The organism is Streptomyces sp. NPDC088400, from assembly GCF_044753355.1.
In the GTDB taxonomy this organism is placed as follows: domain Bacteria; phylum Actinomycetota; class Actinomycetes; order Streptomycetales; family Streptomycetaceae; genus Streptomyces.
In genome coordinates, this window is sequence record NZ_JBIVMZ010000022.1 from 1 (window position 1) to 15,080 (window position 15,080).

Below are 15,080 nucleotides of genomic sequence, written 5' to 3' on the forward strand. Positions count from 1 at the left end.
GAGAAGGCCGTCAAGACGATGGGTGACCACGTCGGCACGACCCTGCCCAAGACCGTCAAGCAGATATCCAAGGACCACAAGAACAACGACGACGACATCCGCGCCCGCCTCGCCAAAGAACGCGGCAAGGATGGCGCCGGGGGCAACAACAACAGCCGTGGCTGGTCCGGCAACAACAAGAAACGCGGTGGCGGCGAGGCGCACCTCAAGCCCGCCTCACTGAGTGATGTCAAGTCCGACCCGCGCAAGCACGGCATCGACCTCAACAAGAAGACGTGCGAGAACGACCCCGTCGATGTCGCCACGGGCGAGATGACTCTCTCGCAGACCGACCTGTTCCTCCCTGGAGCCCTTCCTCTCGTCCTTCGCCGCACCCATCTGTCCGAGTACCGCTACGGCCACTGGTTCGGGCGCAGTTGGGCTTCCACCCTGGACGAGCGGCTGGAGCTCGACTCCTCGGGAGCGGGCGCGATATGGGCCCGCGAGGACGGCTCGGTGCTTGTCTACCCCAGGCTGCCCCTGCCCGACGGCGACCCCGTCCTGCCCCTGGAAGGCTCGCGGCTGCCCCTCGTCCACGGCGGCCGGTACGAGGACGAGACCTCCTACACGGTCTGCGACCCGCACACCGGCCTGACCCGCTCCTTCACCGGCAGCCCGTACCGCACCTCGTCTGCGTACTGGCTGACCGAGCTGACCGACCGCAACGACAACCGAGTCACCTTCGGGCGCCGCCCCGACGGCGCTCCCACCTCGGTCACCCACGATGGCGGTTACACGGTCCAGCTGACCACTGGGGACACACGTGTCCACGAAGTCGCCCTGCGCACACCGGACGGCCCGGTCACCGTCATGACGTACGGCTACGACGAGCGGGGAGACCTCGACGCGGTCACCAACTCCTCCGGGCTGCCGCTGCGTTTCACCTACGACGCCGACAGCCGCATCACGTCCTGGACCGACCGCAACGAGTCCACGTTCCGCTACGTCTACGACACCGCCGGCCGTGTCGTCCGCACCATCGGGCCTGCCGGCTACCTCTCCTCCACCTTCGCCTACGACGTCCACGCGGAGACCGGAGACCGCGTCACCCGCTACACCGACTCCCGCGGTGCCACCACCGTCTACCACCTCAACGACCACCTCCAAGTCATCCGCGAGACAGACCCGTTGGGGAACGCCACCTGCCAGACATGGGACCGGTACGACCGTCTTCTGTCCCGAACCGACCCGCTCGGCCGGACCACCTCGTACACCTACGACGACCAGGGCAATCCCACTGTCGTCGCACACCCCGACGGTACGTCCGCCGTGATGCGCTACAACGAGCGGAACCAACTGACCACCGTCATCGGACCCGACGGTACGACGTGGCACCAGGACTACGACGACCACGGCAACCCGGTCGTCTTCACCCGCCCGGACGGTACGACAACCCGCCTCACCCACAACGCGCGCGGCCACCTCACGGGTGTCGACGACTGCCTGGGCGCACTGGACCGGCTTCGCTGCAACGCGGTCGGCCTCCCGATCGCGATCCGGGGCCCGCTGGGCACCGTCACGCACTACACACGCGACGCCTTCGGGCGCCCGAACCGGATCACCGACCCCCACGGCCGTACCACCGAGTTGGAGTGGACCGTGGAGGGCCGGCTCGCCCGGCGTTCCGAACCGGACGGCTCGTGGCAGAGCTGGTCGTACGACGGCGAGGGCAACTGCCTCGTTCACACGGACGCGGTGGGTGGTGAAACACGCCTCGAATACACCCACTTCGACCTGGTCGCGGCCCGTACCACGCCCGAAGGGGCACGCCACGAGTTCGCGTACGACACCGAGCTGCGCATCTCCCGCGTCACCAACCCGCAGGGCCTGACCTGGAGCTACACGTACGATCAGGCCGGGCGCCTGACCTCCGAGACGGATTTCGACGGCCGGACCCTCGGCTATTCCCATGACGAACTGGGCCGGCTTGTCGCCCGGACCAACGGCCTCGGGCAGTCGGTCCGGTACGAGCGAGATGCGGCCGGCCGTGTGCTGGTCAAGGACGTCGAAGGCGCGATCACCCGCTTCACGTACGACGGTTTCGGGCGACTCGCAAGTGCGATAGCTCCGGATGCCGAGTTGTCGTTCGTTCGTGACGAGGAGGGCCGGATACTGCGGGAGATATCCGACGGCCGGGAACTGATTCACGTCTACGACGAGGCCGGCCGCCGTATCAGCCGCACCACCCCCACGGGCGCGGTCAGCTCATGGTCTTACGCCGCGGACCGGCGCGCCCACCTGGACACGTCTGGGCGCCGCATGGTCTTCGAGTTCGACGAGGCGGGCCGGGAGACCACGCGTCGCATCGGCGACACACTCACCATCGACCACACCTATGACGGTTTGGGCCGCCTCACCGGTCAACTGGTACGCGGCGCCGACGACCGGACCGTGCAACAGCGCTCGTACGCCTATCGCCCGGACGGTCACCTCACATCGGTCGACGACCTGCTCGGAGGTCGGCGGCAGCTTGAACTGACTCGGGAGGGCCGGGTCACGGGCGTCACCGCCGAGAACTGGTGCGAGCGGTACGCCTACGACGCATCCGGTAACCAGACGGAGGCATCCTGGGCGGCGGACAACTCCGCCTCGGGCCCACGCGAGTACACCGGGACCCGCATCGCTCGCGCGGGCTCGGTCCGCTACGAGCACGATGCGCAGGGGAGGGTCACTCTGCGCCAGAAACGCCGTCTCTCACGTAAGCCGGACAGCTGGCACTACGGCTGGGACGCGGAGGACCGTCTGGTGTCTGTCACCACTCCGGACGGCACCCGCTGGCGGTACCTGTACGACGCGCTGGGACGGCGGACCGCCAAGGAGCGCCTGTCGCCGGACGGCAGCGGGGCCGTCGAGCGGGTCGACTTCACCTGGGACGGCGACACTCTGTGCGAACAGTCGGCCCGTACAGCCGGATCGCCGGAGACCACGGTCCTGACCTGGGACCACGACGGCGCGAAACCGGTTGCCCAGACGGAACGCAAGCTCAGAGCCGAACCCGGCGCCGAACTTCCGCAGGAGGAGATCGACCGGCGCTTCTTCGCCATCGTCACCGACCTGGTCGGTACCCCGTGCGAACTCGTGGACGAGCGTGGCGACGTGACCTGGCACACCCGGGCCACCGTCTGGGGCAGCACATCGTGGAACCGGACGGCCACCGGATACACCCCACTCCGTTTCCCGGGCCAGTACTTCGACCCGGAAACGGAACTCCACTACAACCGCCACCGCCACTACGACCCGGCCTCCGGGCGCTATGTCTCTCCGGACCCGCTGGGCCTGACTCCGGCGCCGAACGCGTTCACGTACGTCGACAACCCGACGACGTGGATCGATCCGCTCGGCCTGGAGGGATGCCCGCACCGGAAGGGTGATCACAAGCACAGCGTTGTGCTTGGCGTCAACAAGCCGGGTGGCCATTCGGAGGACCTGGCCAGACACCTCCGTGAGAATGGCGATCCCGGCGCTCATACCTACAACGGAAGCGACTATGCGGGCGTTGAAGGTGGTGGACCTGTATGGATGACCAATGTTCTGGAAGCCATTGGTGATCGGAACACGACTCTTTCCGTGACTCTGGACGGAATGCCGAACCGGCAGGGCGAGAAGGGGATGTGGAATACTCCGGATTCAATTGTGGAGGCTTTCCAGGTGGCAGTCGCGCACGGTGACAATTTCAGTCTGAGCAGTCCGGACAAGTGGCCTGACTCCGGTAACGGGACGGCTTGGGAAATGAGTTCGCTGGCAAAGGCGGTGCGCGACCACGGAGCGGCCGAAATGTTTGGTGATCCGCCGGACGGCAGGGCGTGGGACGATATCCACTGGTACTCGGGAAACGAGAGGGTGCAGGTCCCCAAGCCGGACATCCTGGAACTCGATCCGTACTACCACCAGAAGAAGGGGAAGGTTAATTGATGGCACACGACGGATCCGCCTCACGTGCTGCGGAAAAGGTCGCGCTCGAATGGCAGCACGTGCTGGACGAGGATGAAGGGTTGGTTGATCCGAAAATGACGCGGATGGCGTACGCTCGGCCTGAACTGCGTGAGCTCTTCCCACTCGTCACCCACGGCTCGCTGCATTTCAGCCGGTGCACCCAGCGTCCGTGGACGAGGGACGTCCCGGCGCTGTACCCGCGCCCGGCCGGCGGATGCACGGTGATTCGGTTGTCGGACGGGGTGACCCTGGGCGAGACAGGCACGCTGGAGGAAGCGGTCGCGCTGGTCGTCAACAACCTTCCATCAGGCTGCGGCCCTGCCATCGACGGTACAGCGCTGGACCTCTGACGCCCTCGGCCTCGCAGGAGGCTGTGACGGCAAGGTGATTTTTCAAGAACCCGATCGTCTTTTCAAGATCTGGAGCTATACGGTCTCGCACAAGACGATGATGGTACGCAGTGACACTGACGTGAAACTTTCCCCGGCGCCCCGTATCGATATTCACGTCGGTCATGTCGACAGCATGTTCGTGAATTCCTTGATGTAGGGGCTGACGATCCGAAAGGCCAACGGGGCAGAGGCGGCCGATATTTCCTCACGGAATGGTGTCGAGAATGATCCAACGGCAATGTATCTGCTGAGCTCGGGTGACTGGAAAGGCTTTCTCATCTCCGGTCGACCTTCTTGGCGGAAGGCCGTTCGTGAGGTCGACGCGCCGACGTTGTTCGACTTCTCCCAGCCCTGGCTGCCCGGTCCTGACGTGGCATGGGGTGACGTGGACTGACGGTGAGGAGTATGAGGCCGCGCCACCTGTCTGCGGCCTCTGAGTCGGCTCCGGGCGCGAACGTCTGTGGCCATCGCTCGGGCAATGGCATGAGTGGAATGAGCGCATGGCTGTAGTGGTCGAGTTGTTGGAAGGGATCCTGAACCAGGTTCCGCTGACCGGCGAGGGTGTGGCGGCGGAGTTCGCGGCCCAGGAGTGGACGGCCGGAGGACGGCCGAAGAACGGCTTCGAGATGTCGTGGCACAAGCAGGATGTCGCAGGCTGGGTGCACCCGTACAACGGTGGGATCCGGGTCGAGTTCACCGTCTGGATGCGGGACACGGACGAAGACACGGGCTACTTCGATGACCTGGACTCGGTCTACGAGGAGGGTGAGCGGTTCCTCGCCGCGTTTCTCCCCGAAATCGAGTCGTCCACTCTGGCCGCGCATCTCACCCGAGACGGAGAGTACGGAGGCGGACGCGGACGAGTTCATCGCGTGCAGGAAGTGGGCCCTGGGCGGCCGGACGCTGTTCGCCGGTGTCATCCAGGAGGACACGGACGTCCCTGTCCGGGGCATCGTCGCGCTGGAACAGCGGACGCGAGGCCGCTCGGAGACACCGCTGAACAAGACTCGGAGACACCGCTGAACAAGATGAGGACAACATGACGCGTACTACGCCCGAGCGGCCGATCGATGGAGAAGCAATGTTTCCGGCGCTTGCCGGGTATCGCCGGACGGGGACCCGCCTGCATCCCCGAAGAGGCTCCCCGAAGCCGTTGGAGAGTTCGGTTGCGGGGCCGTTCCTGTGGCCTGTCAGCGAGCCGTGGCCGATGTGCCACGCCGTCCACGAAAAGGGACGGGGGCAGCGACTGGCCCACGTGCGGCGTTGGCGCCAGGTCCTCCACGAGGCGTGGCGGCGGGATCCGAGGCGCGGGCCCTCCGAGGCGGAGCGCGAGACCCTGTCGGATCTCGAACACGAAGCGCATGTACCGGAATTGCTGGATACGGACCCGATTCCGATGCTGGCCGCAGCCCAGTTGTTCGCTCGTGATGTGCCGGATCTGATCGGCCCGGAAGGGTATGACCTGCTTCAGGTCCTGTGGTGTCCGTTCGAGGTGCACGGTCCGGGACGGACCATGGACGTGGTGCTGAAGTGGCGGCGTTCGCAGGACGTGACGGACATCCTCACGGACGTTCCGGAGCCGGTGGTCGTCGGCCGGGCCGAATGTGTGCCGAATCCGTGTGTTCTCGACCCGGAACAGGTCGTCGAACACGAGTGGCCTGAGTTGCTGAGTGATGAGTTGCAGGAAGGGATCGAGGCCTGGGAGGAGGAACTCCTTGACGCTGCGGAGGAGAACGGGACGGAGTACCCGGAAGGCGAGGCGTACGAACTCGACTATGTCGGCGACCTGTCCATCGCGCCGGGCTGGAAGGTCGGCGGGTTCGCCACCTGGGGCCTTACCGGTCCCGCCCGGATCGACTGCTCGTGCGGTACTCCCATGAGGCCGTTGCTGACCGTCAGCGACCGCGAGTGGGACGGTGGCTCAATGAGCTGGGTACCGCTGGAGGATCGGGAGACGATGCGGACCATGTGGGCCAACACCCCAACTGGCCTGTACGTCGGGCGCGGTCAGATGCGCGTCTTCACCTGCCCAGCCGACCCGACGCATCCCCACCAGCTCAACTTCCAGTGAACGTACCGGGATGTATGGAAGCCCGACGTCGTCAGGCGTCGCTGTGCCACTGCCACTGCCACTGCCACTGCCACCGCCACCGGGCCCGCGCTCGCTACGATCGTCGGCGTGGGCGCGAACATTCTGATTGCCGAAGACGACGTGAAGCAGGCCGAGTTGGTGCGCCGCTATCTGGAGCACGAGGGGCATACGGTCACGGTCGTCGAGGACGGCCGTGCGGCTCTTGAGGTGGTTCGGCACAAGGAACCCGACCTGCTCGTCCTCGATGTGATGATGCCCCGGACCGACGGGCTCGACGTCGTGCGGATTCTGCGTGCCGAGTGCCGGGAGGTGCCGGTGCTCATGCTGACGGCCCGCAGTACCGAGGACGATCTGCTGCTCGGGCTGGACCTCGGCGCGGACGACTACATGACCAAGCCGTTCAGCCCTCGTGAGCTGATGGCCCGGGTACGTACGCTGCTGCGCCGCAACCGGCGTTCGGGCGGTCCGGCGTCCGGCCCCACGCCCGCCGCCGTCGCCGTCGTCGCCGTCGAGGATGATGTGTTGTCGGTGGGCACACTCAGGGTCGATCCGGCCCGGTACGAGGTGTGGGTCGAGGGGACGCAAGTCGTGTGCACGCCCGGCGAGTTCCGTATCCTCGCCGCGATGGCGGCGGAGCCCGACCGGGTCTTCACCCGGCCGCGGCTCCTGGAGGAACTGCACGGTTTCGACAAGTACATCAGCAACCGCACCGTGGATGTGCATGTCATGCATCTGCGCAAGAAGATCGAGCGTGCTCCACGGCGGCCGGTCCGGCTGCTCACCGTGTTCGGTGTCGGCTACAAGCTGACGGACCCCGCGAAGGACATACGCCATGCGTCGTCCTGAAGAGCGAGAACGAGGGGGAGGGCGGGTGCGGCTGCCGCTCCGCAAGAGCCTGCTCGGCCGGTTGCTGACCGTATCGGCGCTGGTGGCCTCGTGCTCGGTCGCCGCCACCGCCTGGCTCGCCGTGCAGACGACCTCCGGCGCGATCCGCCAGGAGCAGGGGCAGAACCTCAGCTCCGATGCCAAGATCTACAACACCCTGCTCGGGTACGCGGCCACCCACCGCGGCTGGGAGGGCGTCGACGACACCGTGCGGGAACTGGCCCGGCAGTCCGAGCGCCGGATCGTGCTGACCACCGAGGACCGGCGGCCGCTCTTCGACTCCTCGCGTGACTCCGCCGCCGATTTCTCCACCAGTACCTCCAACTCGGCCAAATCCTCCGGCACTCGGTCCGCCGCCCATCTGCCGGCACAGGCCTCGGCGGTCGTCGACCCGCTGTCCGTCGACACAGTGCTGGTGCCCGATGCCACTCCCGCCGACGCGGATCGCGTCGATCCGCGTGCTGTGGGGCCGTTCCTGCTGCCCGCGAAGGAACGTGCCGACCTGCGGCAGGCCACCACCAGGAGCGTGGAGTGCCTCAGCCAGGTGGGCATCGCCGCGGATGTCGTCGAGAGCCCGAGCGGGCGGTCCCGCGTCCAGTTCGTGAGCAACGACCCCGACCGCTTGATGGGACAGAAGTGCCTGACAGACGAATCGGCTCCCACCCCGACCGAGAAGAAGGCCCTCCAGACACTCAACCAACTGGCCGATGCCTGTCTGAAACGCCAGGGACGTACGGGCGTGAAACTGAACCTGGACCTGTCCTGGGGATACCAGCAGGAAGCCACAAGAGTCGGCCAACCGGACGGTTACTCCGCGTCCGAGACCGCCCTCAGCAAGGAAGAGGCGGCCGCGCGGCAAGCCGCCAGGAAGAAGATGGAAGCGGATGCGGCCGCCACCCCGCCTGACAGACGCGCGCCCCGAGCCAGCAGCAGCGGGTACGACCGGGCCATCGCCTCCTGCGTCGGCAGCGCCCGCCGCGAACAGCTCACGGCCTATGTCGCCGCGCCCGCACTGCTGTTCATCGACGGCCCCGGCGCGGTCAGCGTGCCCGGGTTCGATCTCTCACCGGCGAACACCGCACGTATCGTCGGGGTCACGGCCCTCGTCCTCGCCCTCACCGTCGGCGCCTCGGTGATCGCCGGAACCCGGCTCGTACGCCCGTTGCACGCGCTCACCGGCGCCGCTCAGCGGATGCGGGACGGCCTGGACTCGGCGCCCGTGCCGGTCGGTTCGGACAACGAGATCGGACGGCTGGCGGCGGCCTTCAACGACATGGCCGTACACCGCGCCCGGCTGGAGGAGCAGCGCAAGGTGATGGTCAGCGATGTCGCCCACGAGCTGCGTACCCCGCTGAGCAACATCCGTGGCTGGCTGGAGGCGGCACAGGACGGTCTGGCCGAGCCGGATCCGGCCTTCGTCTCCTCGCTCCTGGAGGAAGCGGTCCAGCTTCAGCACATCATCAACGACCTCCAGGACCTGGGCGCGGCCGACGTGGGCGCGCTGCGCATGCACCTGGAACCGGTGTGCGTCGACGAGCTCCTCGGCCAGGTCGCCGCGGCACACCAGGGGCTGGCCGAGACCGAGGGCGTCACACTGGCGGTCGCCGCGGCGACGCCCGGTTCCCCTCGGCCGTCGCTGGACGCGGACCCGGTCCGGCTGCGCCAGGCCGTCAGCAACCTGGTCTCCAACGCGGTACGCCACACACCGCCCGGTGGCAGTGTGACGCTGCGGTCGTACGTCACCGAGTCCGGGGACGAGGTGGCCCTGGAGGTGTCCGACACCGGCAGCGGCATCCCGGCGGACGACATCCCCCACGTATTCGACCGCTTCTGGCGGGCGGAGAAGTCCCGAAACCGCAGCACCGGCGGCAGCGGCCTCGGCCTGGCGATCGTCCTCAAGCTGGCCGAGGCCCACGGCGGTACGGCGAGCGTGGCGAGTACCGAGGGGCAGGGCTCGGTCTTCACCCTGCGGCTGCCGACCGCGCCGGGCGGTGGTACGGAGCGGGCGGCGGCCCTGATGCGATGACCATGGCGTCCTGACAGCTTCTTCATAAGCTGTCGCCAGTCTTGAGCCCTGCCCGGAACCCGATGCGATTCAGCATTCAGGTACTTCCCATGCCGGGCTGGAACTGGAGCCACGCATGCCCCGCCATCACCGCCTGCGTTACGCCGTCCTGACCGCCGTCACGGCCGGCGCGCTGCTCGTCCCGGCCTCCGCGGCCTTTGCCTCCGACGAGAACCCGACGCCGTCCACGAAGGCGAGCGAGTCCGACAACCCCACCGAGGCCATGAAGAAGGCCGCGGACGCGAAGGCCGAAGCCGCCAAGAGGGCCGGGATGTCGAAGGAGTCCTCGGCCGAGGAAATCAGGAAGGGCGAAGCGGCCAGGAAGGCCGAAGCCCTGAAGAGGGCCGGAGCCGCCGACGCTGTCCCGCGGGGCGGCGTCGCCGCGGGCGAAGCCCCGGCCGGAAACACCGACATGACCACCCTCGTGGGCTCGGCCACCGGCGCACTGCTGCTCGCCGGCGCCGGCACCCTCGTACTGCGTCGCCGCTCCGCCGAACGGCACAACGTCTGACCAGGTACGACATCTGACCAGCTACACCGTCCGGGCAGGGGTGCGAACTCTGCCCCAGCACACCGCCCCGACACACCATCTGACGCGGCACAACAGTGGCGCCGCCCTTCGCCGGGCGGCGCCATCGCGTATTCACCCAGTCCTGCTCTGGAGCCAGTTGTGTTCCCTGCGCACCATCCGGTACGGCGCTTCGGCCCCCCACCGGCCCTTGTCCGCCTCGCTCTCGTCATACCTGTGGTCCTCACCGCGCTCACCGGCTGCTCGTCCGGGCCCGACACGACTGCCCGGTCCGCTCCGGCCGCCCCGATCTCATCAACTGCTGTTGGCACTCCAACACCCAGCATTCCGGGGGCTGTTGGGAAACCCGTAACTCCCACCAAGGTCATCATCCCCTCGATCGGGGTCAGCAGTTCCCTGATGGAACTCGGCCTCAACGCCGACCAAACCGTCGAGGTCCCGCCGGCCGAGAAGGGCATGACGGCAGGCTGGTACACCGGCGGTTCCGTGCCCGGGGAAACCGGCGCCGCCGTCATCATCGGCCACAACGACACCCGCTTCGGCAAGGCCGTCTTCCACGACCTCAAGAAGATCTCCAAGGGCGCGGACATCACCGTCAGCAACAACCGGGGAGAACCGACGCACTTCACCGTCACGGGCACCGAGAGCGTCAGCAAGGACTCCTTCCCCACCGACAAGGTCTACGGTCCGACCAAGGACCGCGCGCTGCGCCTGATCACCTGCGACGGCGACTTCGACGCCCAGGGCCACCCGGTGAACAACCTCATCGTCTACGCGACGCTGGCCTGACACCCCTGCGGGCACCTCGCCGTGCCGCAGCGGGGGACGTACGTACGCGGACCGGAGCAGCCAGGGCGGTTCTGGGAGAGTGGGGCACTCCCATGCGTTTCATGATCGACCGATGACGGCGAGGCCGACGCCCAGAAAGACGAGCGCCACCAGGCAGATCAGGATAGTGACTCCCATAGCGAACAAGGCCAGTCCGGTTTTCCGCACACTCATTCTTGACAGCGCTCCTTTCCACGGCATTTTCGACAGTGGAGCGGGGGCGGCGGATGCGGCAGGCCGGCCCCCGGCGGGATGTGGACGACTCCGGAACGTACGTCCAGTGCTCCGCCGTACCGCGTCCACCAGCCCTCCGGGCTGCCTTCGTACGCCGTGCCCGCACACGGGTCGTCTTCCCTCGGCGTCACCACCACGCCCAATGGGCATCGAGGGGACCCGACACCGCCAAGCGTCCGTGTTGCGGATGTCTACGGAGCAGCCCCACGCAGTCGGTGACCGTCGTGCGATCTCCCGACTCTTCGGCTGCCTTCTTCTTGGCCGTCAGCTCCGCGCACCGCGCGCATTCCGGGTCGCTCACCACCAACCACCCCTGGCCCGACGGTTTTCCTCTTCCAACAAGGGACGCAGGCGTTCTATGGTCGGGCTGTGGGACCGGTCGTCCGCGCGCGAATGCTGGGGCTCGCCGTCCCCCGTGACGTGGTCGGGCCGTTCGGGGCAGTCATCCCCCAACGGGCAGGCACACGTGGGTAATTTGGTAGTCGACACCATCGGAAGATCGCCGCCTTCCGGTACATCACGGTTCACCACCACCGCTCGCCCTCCCTTGGCACAGACTCCGCCAAGAGCCACAGCGCAACTCTGTTGAGAAGCAGGCGAGTTGGTGGTGCGTAGCCCCCGCGCGGCACCCAGTCGGGGGCGATCCCCCAGAAGCCACCAGCGCGGACGAGCGTGTGCAGTTCGTCGGCGTCACGGTAGATGCGGCCTGACGAAGGGGGGTCCGTCATGATTCCGCGTGCCACAGTCGATCACCCCTAGTGTTGTCGTGATTACGACACGCCAGGGAGATGCTTGCTTTGCTGTCAGTGACACTTTGACTATCCGTCAAGGGGAAGGGCCACTAGAGGGATGATCAGACCTCAAGGTGAATATCGGCGGCCATGCGGCGCATGTCCGGGGTAAGCGTCCGGCGTCCTTCGATGATTCGTTTGAGTACCACGCGGGCATACGTCTGGTTGGGAATCCATTCGGGGGCTGCGTGCTGGATGGATTGCATTCTTTCGAACCCCTCGGCGTATTGACCGGTCTTCGCCAGCGCTTCGGCAATTCCGAGCTCATAGCGGTTGCGGTTACTGCTCCGAGGACGCAGCGAGTAAACGGGGGCACGTTCGGCAAGGCGAAGGACGATGTCTGGCCGGTCAACGATACCCGCGTTTTCGGCACGCTTCAGGTGTACGGTAGTCGGCCCGAACGTACGGAGAAAGTCCGTTTCGGGTGCGTACTCTCTGCCGAGCGCCACGGCGGCAGCCTTTGCCAACCGAAGCGCGTCGGCAGCCTGTCCGGGTTGGGAGTTACGCACTGCGGCAGCCGTAACCCGAAGGAGCATCAGCCCCCAGGTGCTCAATTCGGCCGGGGTTGCTCGGCTCAGCCTTGGCTCAGTCTCGTCGGCCCATTTCACTGCGAGATCAAGGGCCGTTTCCAATTGCCCCTGCCTCAAGAGGAGCCAGCATTTTGTATTGATCGTGGCAGCCCCGTCCATTCGGTCGGACGCGTCGTCCAGTGCTCGACTGATGGCTACTTCCGCCGCACCGAACTGTCTTGTTTGGACCATGAGGCATCCGGCGAGTTGCAAGAGGCGCACGCGGATGCGTCGACCTTCGTTTCCGAGGGCTTCGGCATCCCTGAGAAGCGGTGGCAACACAACGGCAAGAGCCGCGTACTGATCTTTATGAAAGAGGGGTGCTGCCTTGTTGAACGCTTTCTGCACCCCGGCAACGGTGGGCGCCTCGTCATCCAACTCTGTTGGTGTGGGAGGACGTTCCAACGCGTGCCGTACGGCTTCCCAGCGCTCAACAGTTCCGGCGATGGGCCCTTCCTCGTCGCGTCCCGCAGACAGGCGCATAGTCGGCACACGGAGTGCTGCGGCCAGCTTCCGCAGTGTCTCAAGTCGTACGGCTTCACGCTCGCCTTGCTCAAGCTTTCGGATGTACGAGAGCGACACCCCGGATGCTGCCGCCAGTTCTCTCTGGTTGAGTCCTCGGCGCTTGCGAACTTCCTGAAGATTCTGCCCGACAGTGCGCATACCACAAGCGTACGGCGCGCTGCCAGCCGCGTCCCGGTTCCGCGGCCCGCGCCCGCCGACACGCTGGAACGGGCCTCAGGCTTCGGCGCGTTCGCGTATCCACGACGCGGCCAGAGCCGTCCAGGTCGCCGTGTCCCCCGCGCCTTCGGCCAGGCCGAGACTGTGCGGCCCGTGCGCGAACACGTGCGCGGAGTGCGGGATGTTGTGGGCCGCGAGCGCGGCAGCGAGACGGTAGGTGTGCTCGGGAGGTACGTAGACGTCCTCCGCGGTGTGCCACACGAAGAACGGCGGTGACTCGGACGTCACCAGTGCGTCCAGAGATGTCGAGTGCCGCAGCGCCGGGCCGGCGTCCTCTCCCAGCAGGATCAGCCTGGCGGGGCGATAGGTCTCGGTCTCCATCGACGTGATCGGATACCCGAGGACCGCGAACTGCACGGCTTCCCGCGCCTCGGCACCAGGCGCGAGGGCCGCGAGGCCGGCCAGGTGGCCACCCGCGGAGAAGCCCATCAGACCGATGCGGTCCGCCCCGTTCGCGCGGCGGCGCTCGATCTCGGCGCGGAGGGCATGGAGCGGTAACGGGTGCCTGGCGTTGAGCGGGTAGCGGAAGACACTGGCCCGCACCCCGATCCCGCTGAGCCAGTCGACGATCGGTTCGGCCTCGTGCGGCGCGTGCTCGGCGTACCCGCCGCCCGGGAGGACGATCACGTGTGTTTCTGCCACCTGCGTGTCCCTCCCCTCGGCACCTGCGTGCTACTTCGGCGTGGCGGACGCGGCCTGTTTGATGAGGTCGGCCACTGCGGCCGGGTCGGACACGTAGATGGCATGGCTGCCCGCCACCTCGACGGTGGACGCGCCGGCTCGCCCGGACATGGTGTGCTGGGCAGGCGGGGGGATCATCTTGTCGTCGCCGGTGACCAGGTACCAGCTCGGCTTGGTCCGCCAGGCGGCCACGGTGATCTGCTCGCCGACGGCTTCCACCCCCCAGGGGACCTGCGAGTCGGCCATGAATCCGGCCACGTCGGCGGGCAGGTCACCGGCGAACGCTGCCGGGAATTTGCCCCGGTCGAGGAACAGGAAGCCGTCCGTGGGCGGCAGGATCGGCGGTCCGGGTACGTCGGTGGGGAAACCGGCGAGGAGCGTGTTCACCGACTCGCCCGCGTCCGGCATGAACGCCGCGATGTAGACCAGGGCCGCCACGTTCGGGTCGGTGCCCGCCTCGGTGATGACCGCGCCACCATAGGAGTGGCCGACCAGCACGACCGGGCCGCCCTGCGCGTCGATGATCAGCCGCGCCGCGGCGGCGTCGCCTTGCAGCGACAGGGTCGGGTTCTGCACCACAGCGACGCGGTAGCCGTCGCGGGTGAGCAGGTCGTAGACAGCCCGCCAGCCGGAACCGTCCACAAAGCCGCCGTGTACCAAAACGATCGCGGGCTTGTCAGCCATGAAGTGGTGCCCTTTCAGTGGAGCCGTGGGGGCTGTGGGGCCGTGGGTCCGTCGAGCTGTGGGTCCGTCGAGCTGTGGGTCCGTGGAGCTGTGGGTCCGATGAGTCTGGCTCACCCAGCAGACCCCAGCCCGGCGGCCACCGCACGCCGAGCCCACCGTGCAGGTGACCAGGGCACCCTCGCGCCGACCATCCGCGTCTGGTCCGGTCCGGTCCGGCGGGCTTGACCGCACTCCCGTATCAGCTGTGTTCCCGGTGTCACAGGCGTGTCTTGATGCCCGGTGCTCCGCAACTGGGCCGGCGGCCCCACCTCTCCTCATGATCAGAAAGCTTGCTCACCAGGGCAGGAACCCATCGAGGAGGAATCATGCGCGTTCGGAAGACATCGATGCTCGCTCTTACCACTGTGGCTCTCGGCTTGGCGCTCACGGCCTGTGGCAACGGCGGGACGGACAATGCCTCTTCCGCCGCCGGTTCATCTGCCTCGGTGAGTTCCTCCGAGTCCGCCACTTCAACGACGAAGGATGCCGAGGGCTCCGCCAAGGGCGCGTCGTCGGGTACGCCCAAGAGGGACGGCGTGAAGTGCACGGATCAGGTGAATTACGCGGGTGACTCGCGT

General features: G+C 67.0%; 11 protein-coding genes and 1 pseudogene. 9 read left to right on the forward strand and 3 right to left on the reverse strand.

Features of this window, described 5'->3' with window-relative positions:
- From ACIQD6_RS34355 to ACIQD6_RS34390, 8 genes are all read left to right on the forward strand, one after another.
- Positions 1–3,951, forward strand: a 3,951-nt coding sequence (locus ACIQD6_RS34355) for an RHS repeat-associated core domain-containing protein (RefSeq protein WP_401890468.1), incomplete at its 5' end; no start/stop codon positions are given.
- The gene (locus tag ACIQD6_RS34360) at positions 3,951–4,322 is read left to right on the forward strand and encodes a DUF6193 family natural product biosynthesis protein (RefSeq protein ID WP_401890471.1); all 372 of its coding nucleotides are present in this window, start codon (positions 3,951–3,953) and stop codon (positions 4,320–4,322) included. The genes ACIQD6_RS34355 and ACIQD6_RS34360, both read left to right, overlap by 1 nt.
- Before the next feature lie 542 nt (positions 4,323–4,864).
- Positions 4,865–5,407, forward strand: coding sequence for a hypothetical protein (locus ACIQD6_RS34365; RefSeq protein ID WP_401890474.1), 543 nt, complete (start codon positions 4,865–4,867; stop codon positions 5,405–5,407).
- A gap of 212 nt (positions 5,408–5,619) precedes the next feature.
- Complete coding sequence (locus ACIQD6_RS34370; RefSeq protein WP_401890477.1) at positions 5,620–6,435, forward strand: hypothetical protein; 816 nt, start codon at positions 5,620–5,622, stop codon at positions 6,433–6,435.
- 108 nt (positions 6,436–6,543) lie between these two features.
- Complete coding sequence (locus tag ACIQD6_RS34375) at positions 6,544–7,302, forward strand: response regulator transcription factor (RefSeq protein ID WP_401890479.1); 759 nt, start codon at positions 6,544–6,546, stop codon at positions 7,300–7,302.
- Entirely contained in the window at positions 7,289–9,367 is a 2,079-nt protein-coding gene (locus ACIQD6_RS34380; protein ID WP_401890482.1) for a sensor histidine kinase, read from the forward strand. The genes ACIQD6_RS34375 and ACIQD6_RS34380 overlap by 14 nt, the downstream gene beginning before the upstream one ends.
- Positions 9,368–9,482: 115 nt before the next feature.
- Positions 9,483–9,917: a hypothetical protein gene (locus tag ACIQD6_RS34385; protein WP_401890485.1), complete on the forward strand. Its 435-nt coding sequence runs from the start codon at positions 9,483–9,485 to the stop codon at positions 9,915–9,917.
- 159 nt (positions 9,918–10,076) lie between these two features.
- Positions 10,077–10,724, forward strand: a complete 648-nt coding sequence (locus ACIQD6_RS34390) for a class F sortase (RefSeq protein WP_401890487.1) — start codon at positions 10,077–10,079, stop codon at positions 10,722–10,724.
- A gap of 1,126 nt (positions 10,725–11,850) precedes the next feature.
- Here ACIQD6_RS34390 and ACIQD6_RS34395 read toward each other — a convergent pair.
- The 3 genes from ACIQD6_RS34395 to ACIQD6_RS34405 form a co-directional block, all read right to left on the reverse strand.
- Entirely contained in the window at positions 11,851–13,020 is a 1,170-nt protein-coding gene (locus ACIQD6_RS34395; protein WP_401890489.1) for a helix-turn-helix domain-containing protein, read from the reverse strand.
- Positions 13,021–13,095: 75 nt separating this feature from the next.
- On the reverse strand, positions 13,096–13,740 hold the full coding sequence (locus tag ACIQD6_RS34400) for an alpha/beta hydrolase (protein WP_401890492.1): 645 nt from the start codon (positions 13,738–13,740) through the stop codon (positions 13,096–13,098).
- Between the two features lie 30 nt (positions 13,741–13,770).
- Entirely contained in the window at positions 13,771–14,463 is a 693-nt protein-coding gene (locus ACIQD6_RS34405) for an alpha/beta fold hydrolase (RefSeq protein WP_401890495.1), read from the reverse strand.
- Positions 14,464–14,828: 365 nt separating this feature from the next.
- On the opposite strand from ACIQD6_RS34405, the pseudogene ACIQD6_RS34410 reads away from it, so the two are divergent.
- Positions 14,829–15,080, forward strand: a pseudogene (locus ACIQD6_RS34410) (hypothetical protein); the annotation flags it as partial.

Bases quoted from the DNA above. Each gene is read 5' to 3' on its own strand.
- ACIQD6_RS34360 (WP_401890471.1), top strand. From the start codon at position 3,951: ATGGCACACGACGGATCCGCCTCACGTGCTGCGGAAAAGGTCGCGCTC.
- ACIQD6_RS34365 (WP_401890474.1), top strand. From the start codon at position 4,865: ATGGCTGTAGTGGTCGAGTTGTTGGAAGGGATCCTGAACCAGGTTCCG.
- ACIQD6_RS34380 (WP_401890482.1), top strand. From the start codon at position 7,289: ATGCGTCGTCCTGAAGAGCGAGAACGAGGGGGAGGGCGGGTGCGGCTG.
- ACIQD6_RS34385 (WP_401890485.1), top strand. From the start codon at position 9,483: ATGCCCCGCCATCACCGCCTGCGTTACGCCGTCCTGACCGCCGTCACG.
- ACIQD6_RS34395 (WP_401890489.1), bottom strand. From the start codon at position 13,020: ATGCGCACTGTCGGGCAGAATCTTCAGGAAGTTCGCAAGCGCCGAGGA.
- ACIQD6_RS34405 (WP_401890495.1), bottom strand. From the start codon at position 14,463: ATGGCTGACAAGCCCGCGATCGTTTTGGTACACGGCGGCTTTGTGGAC.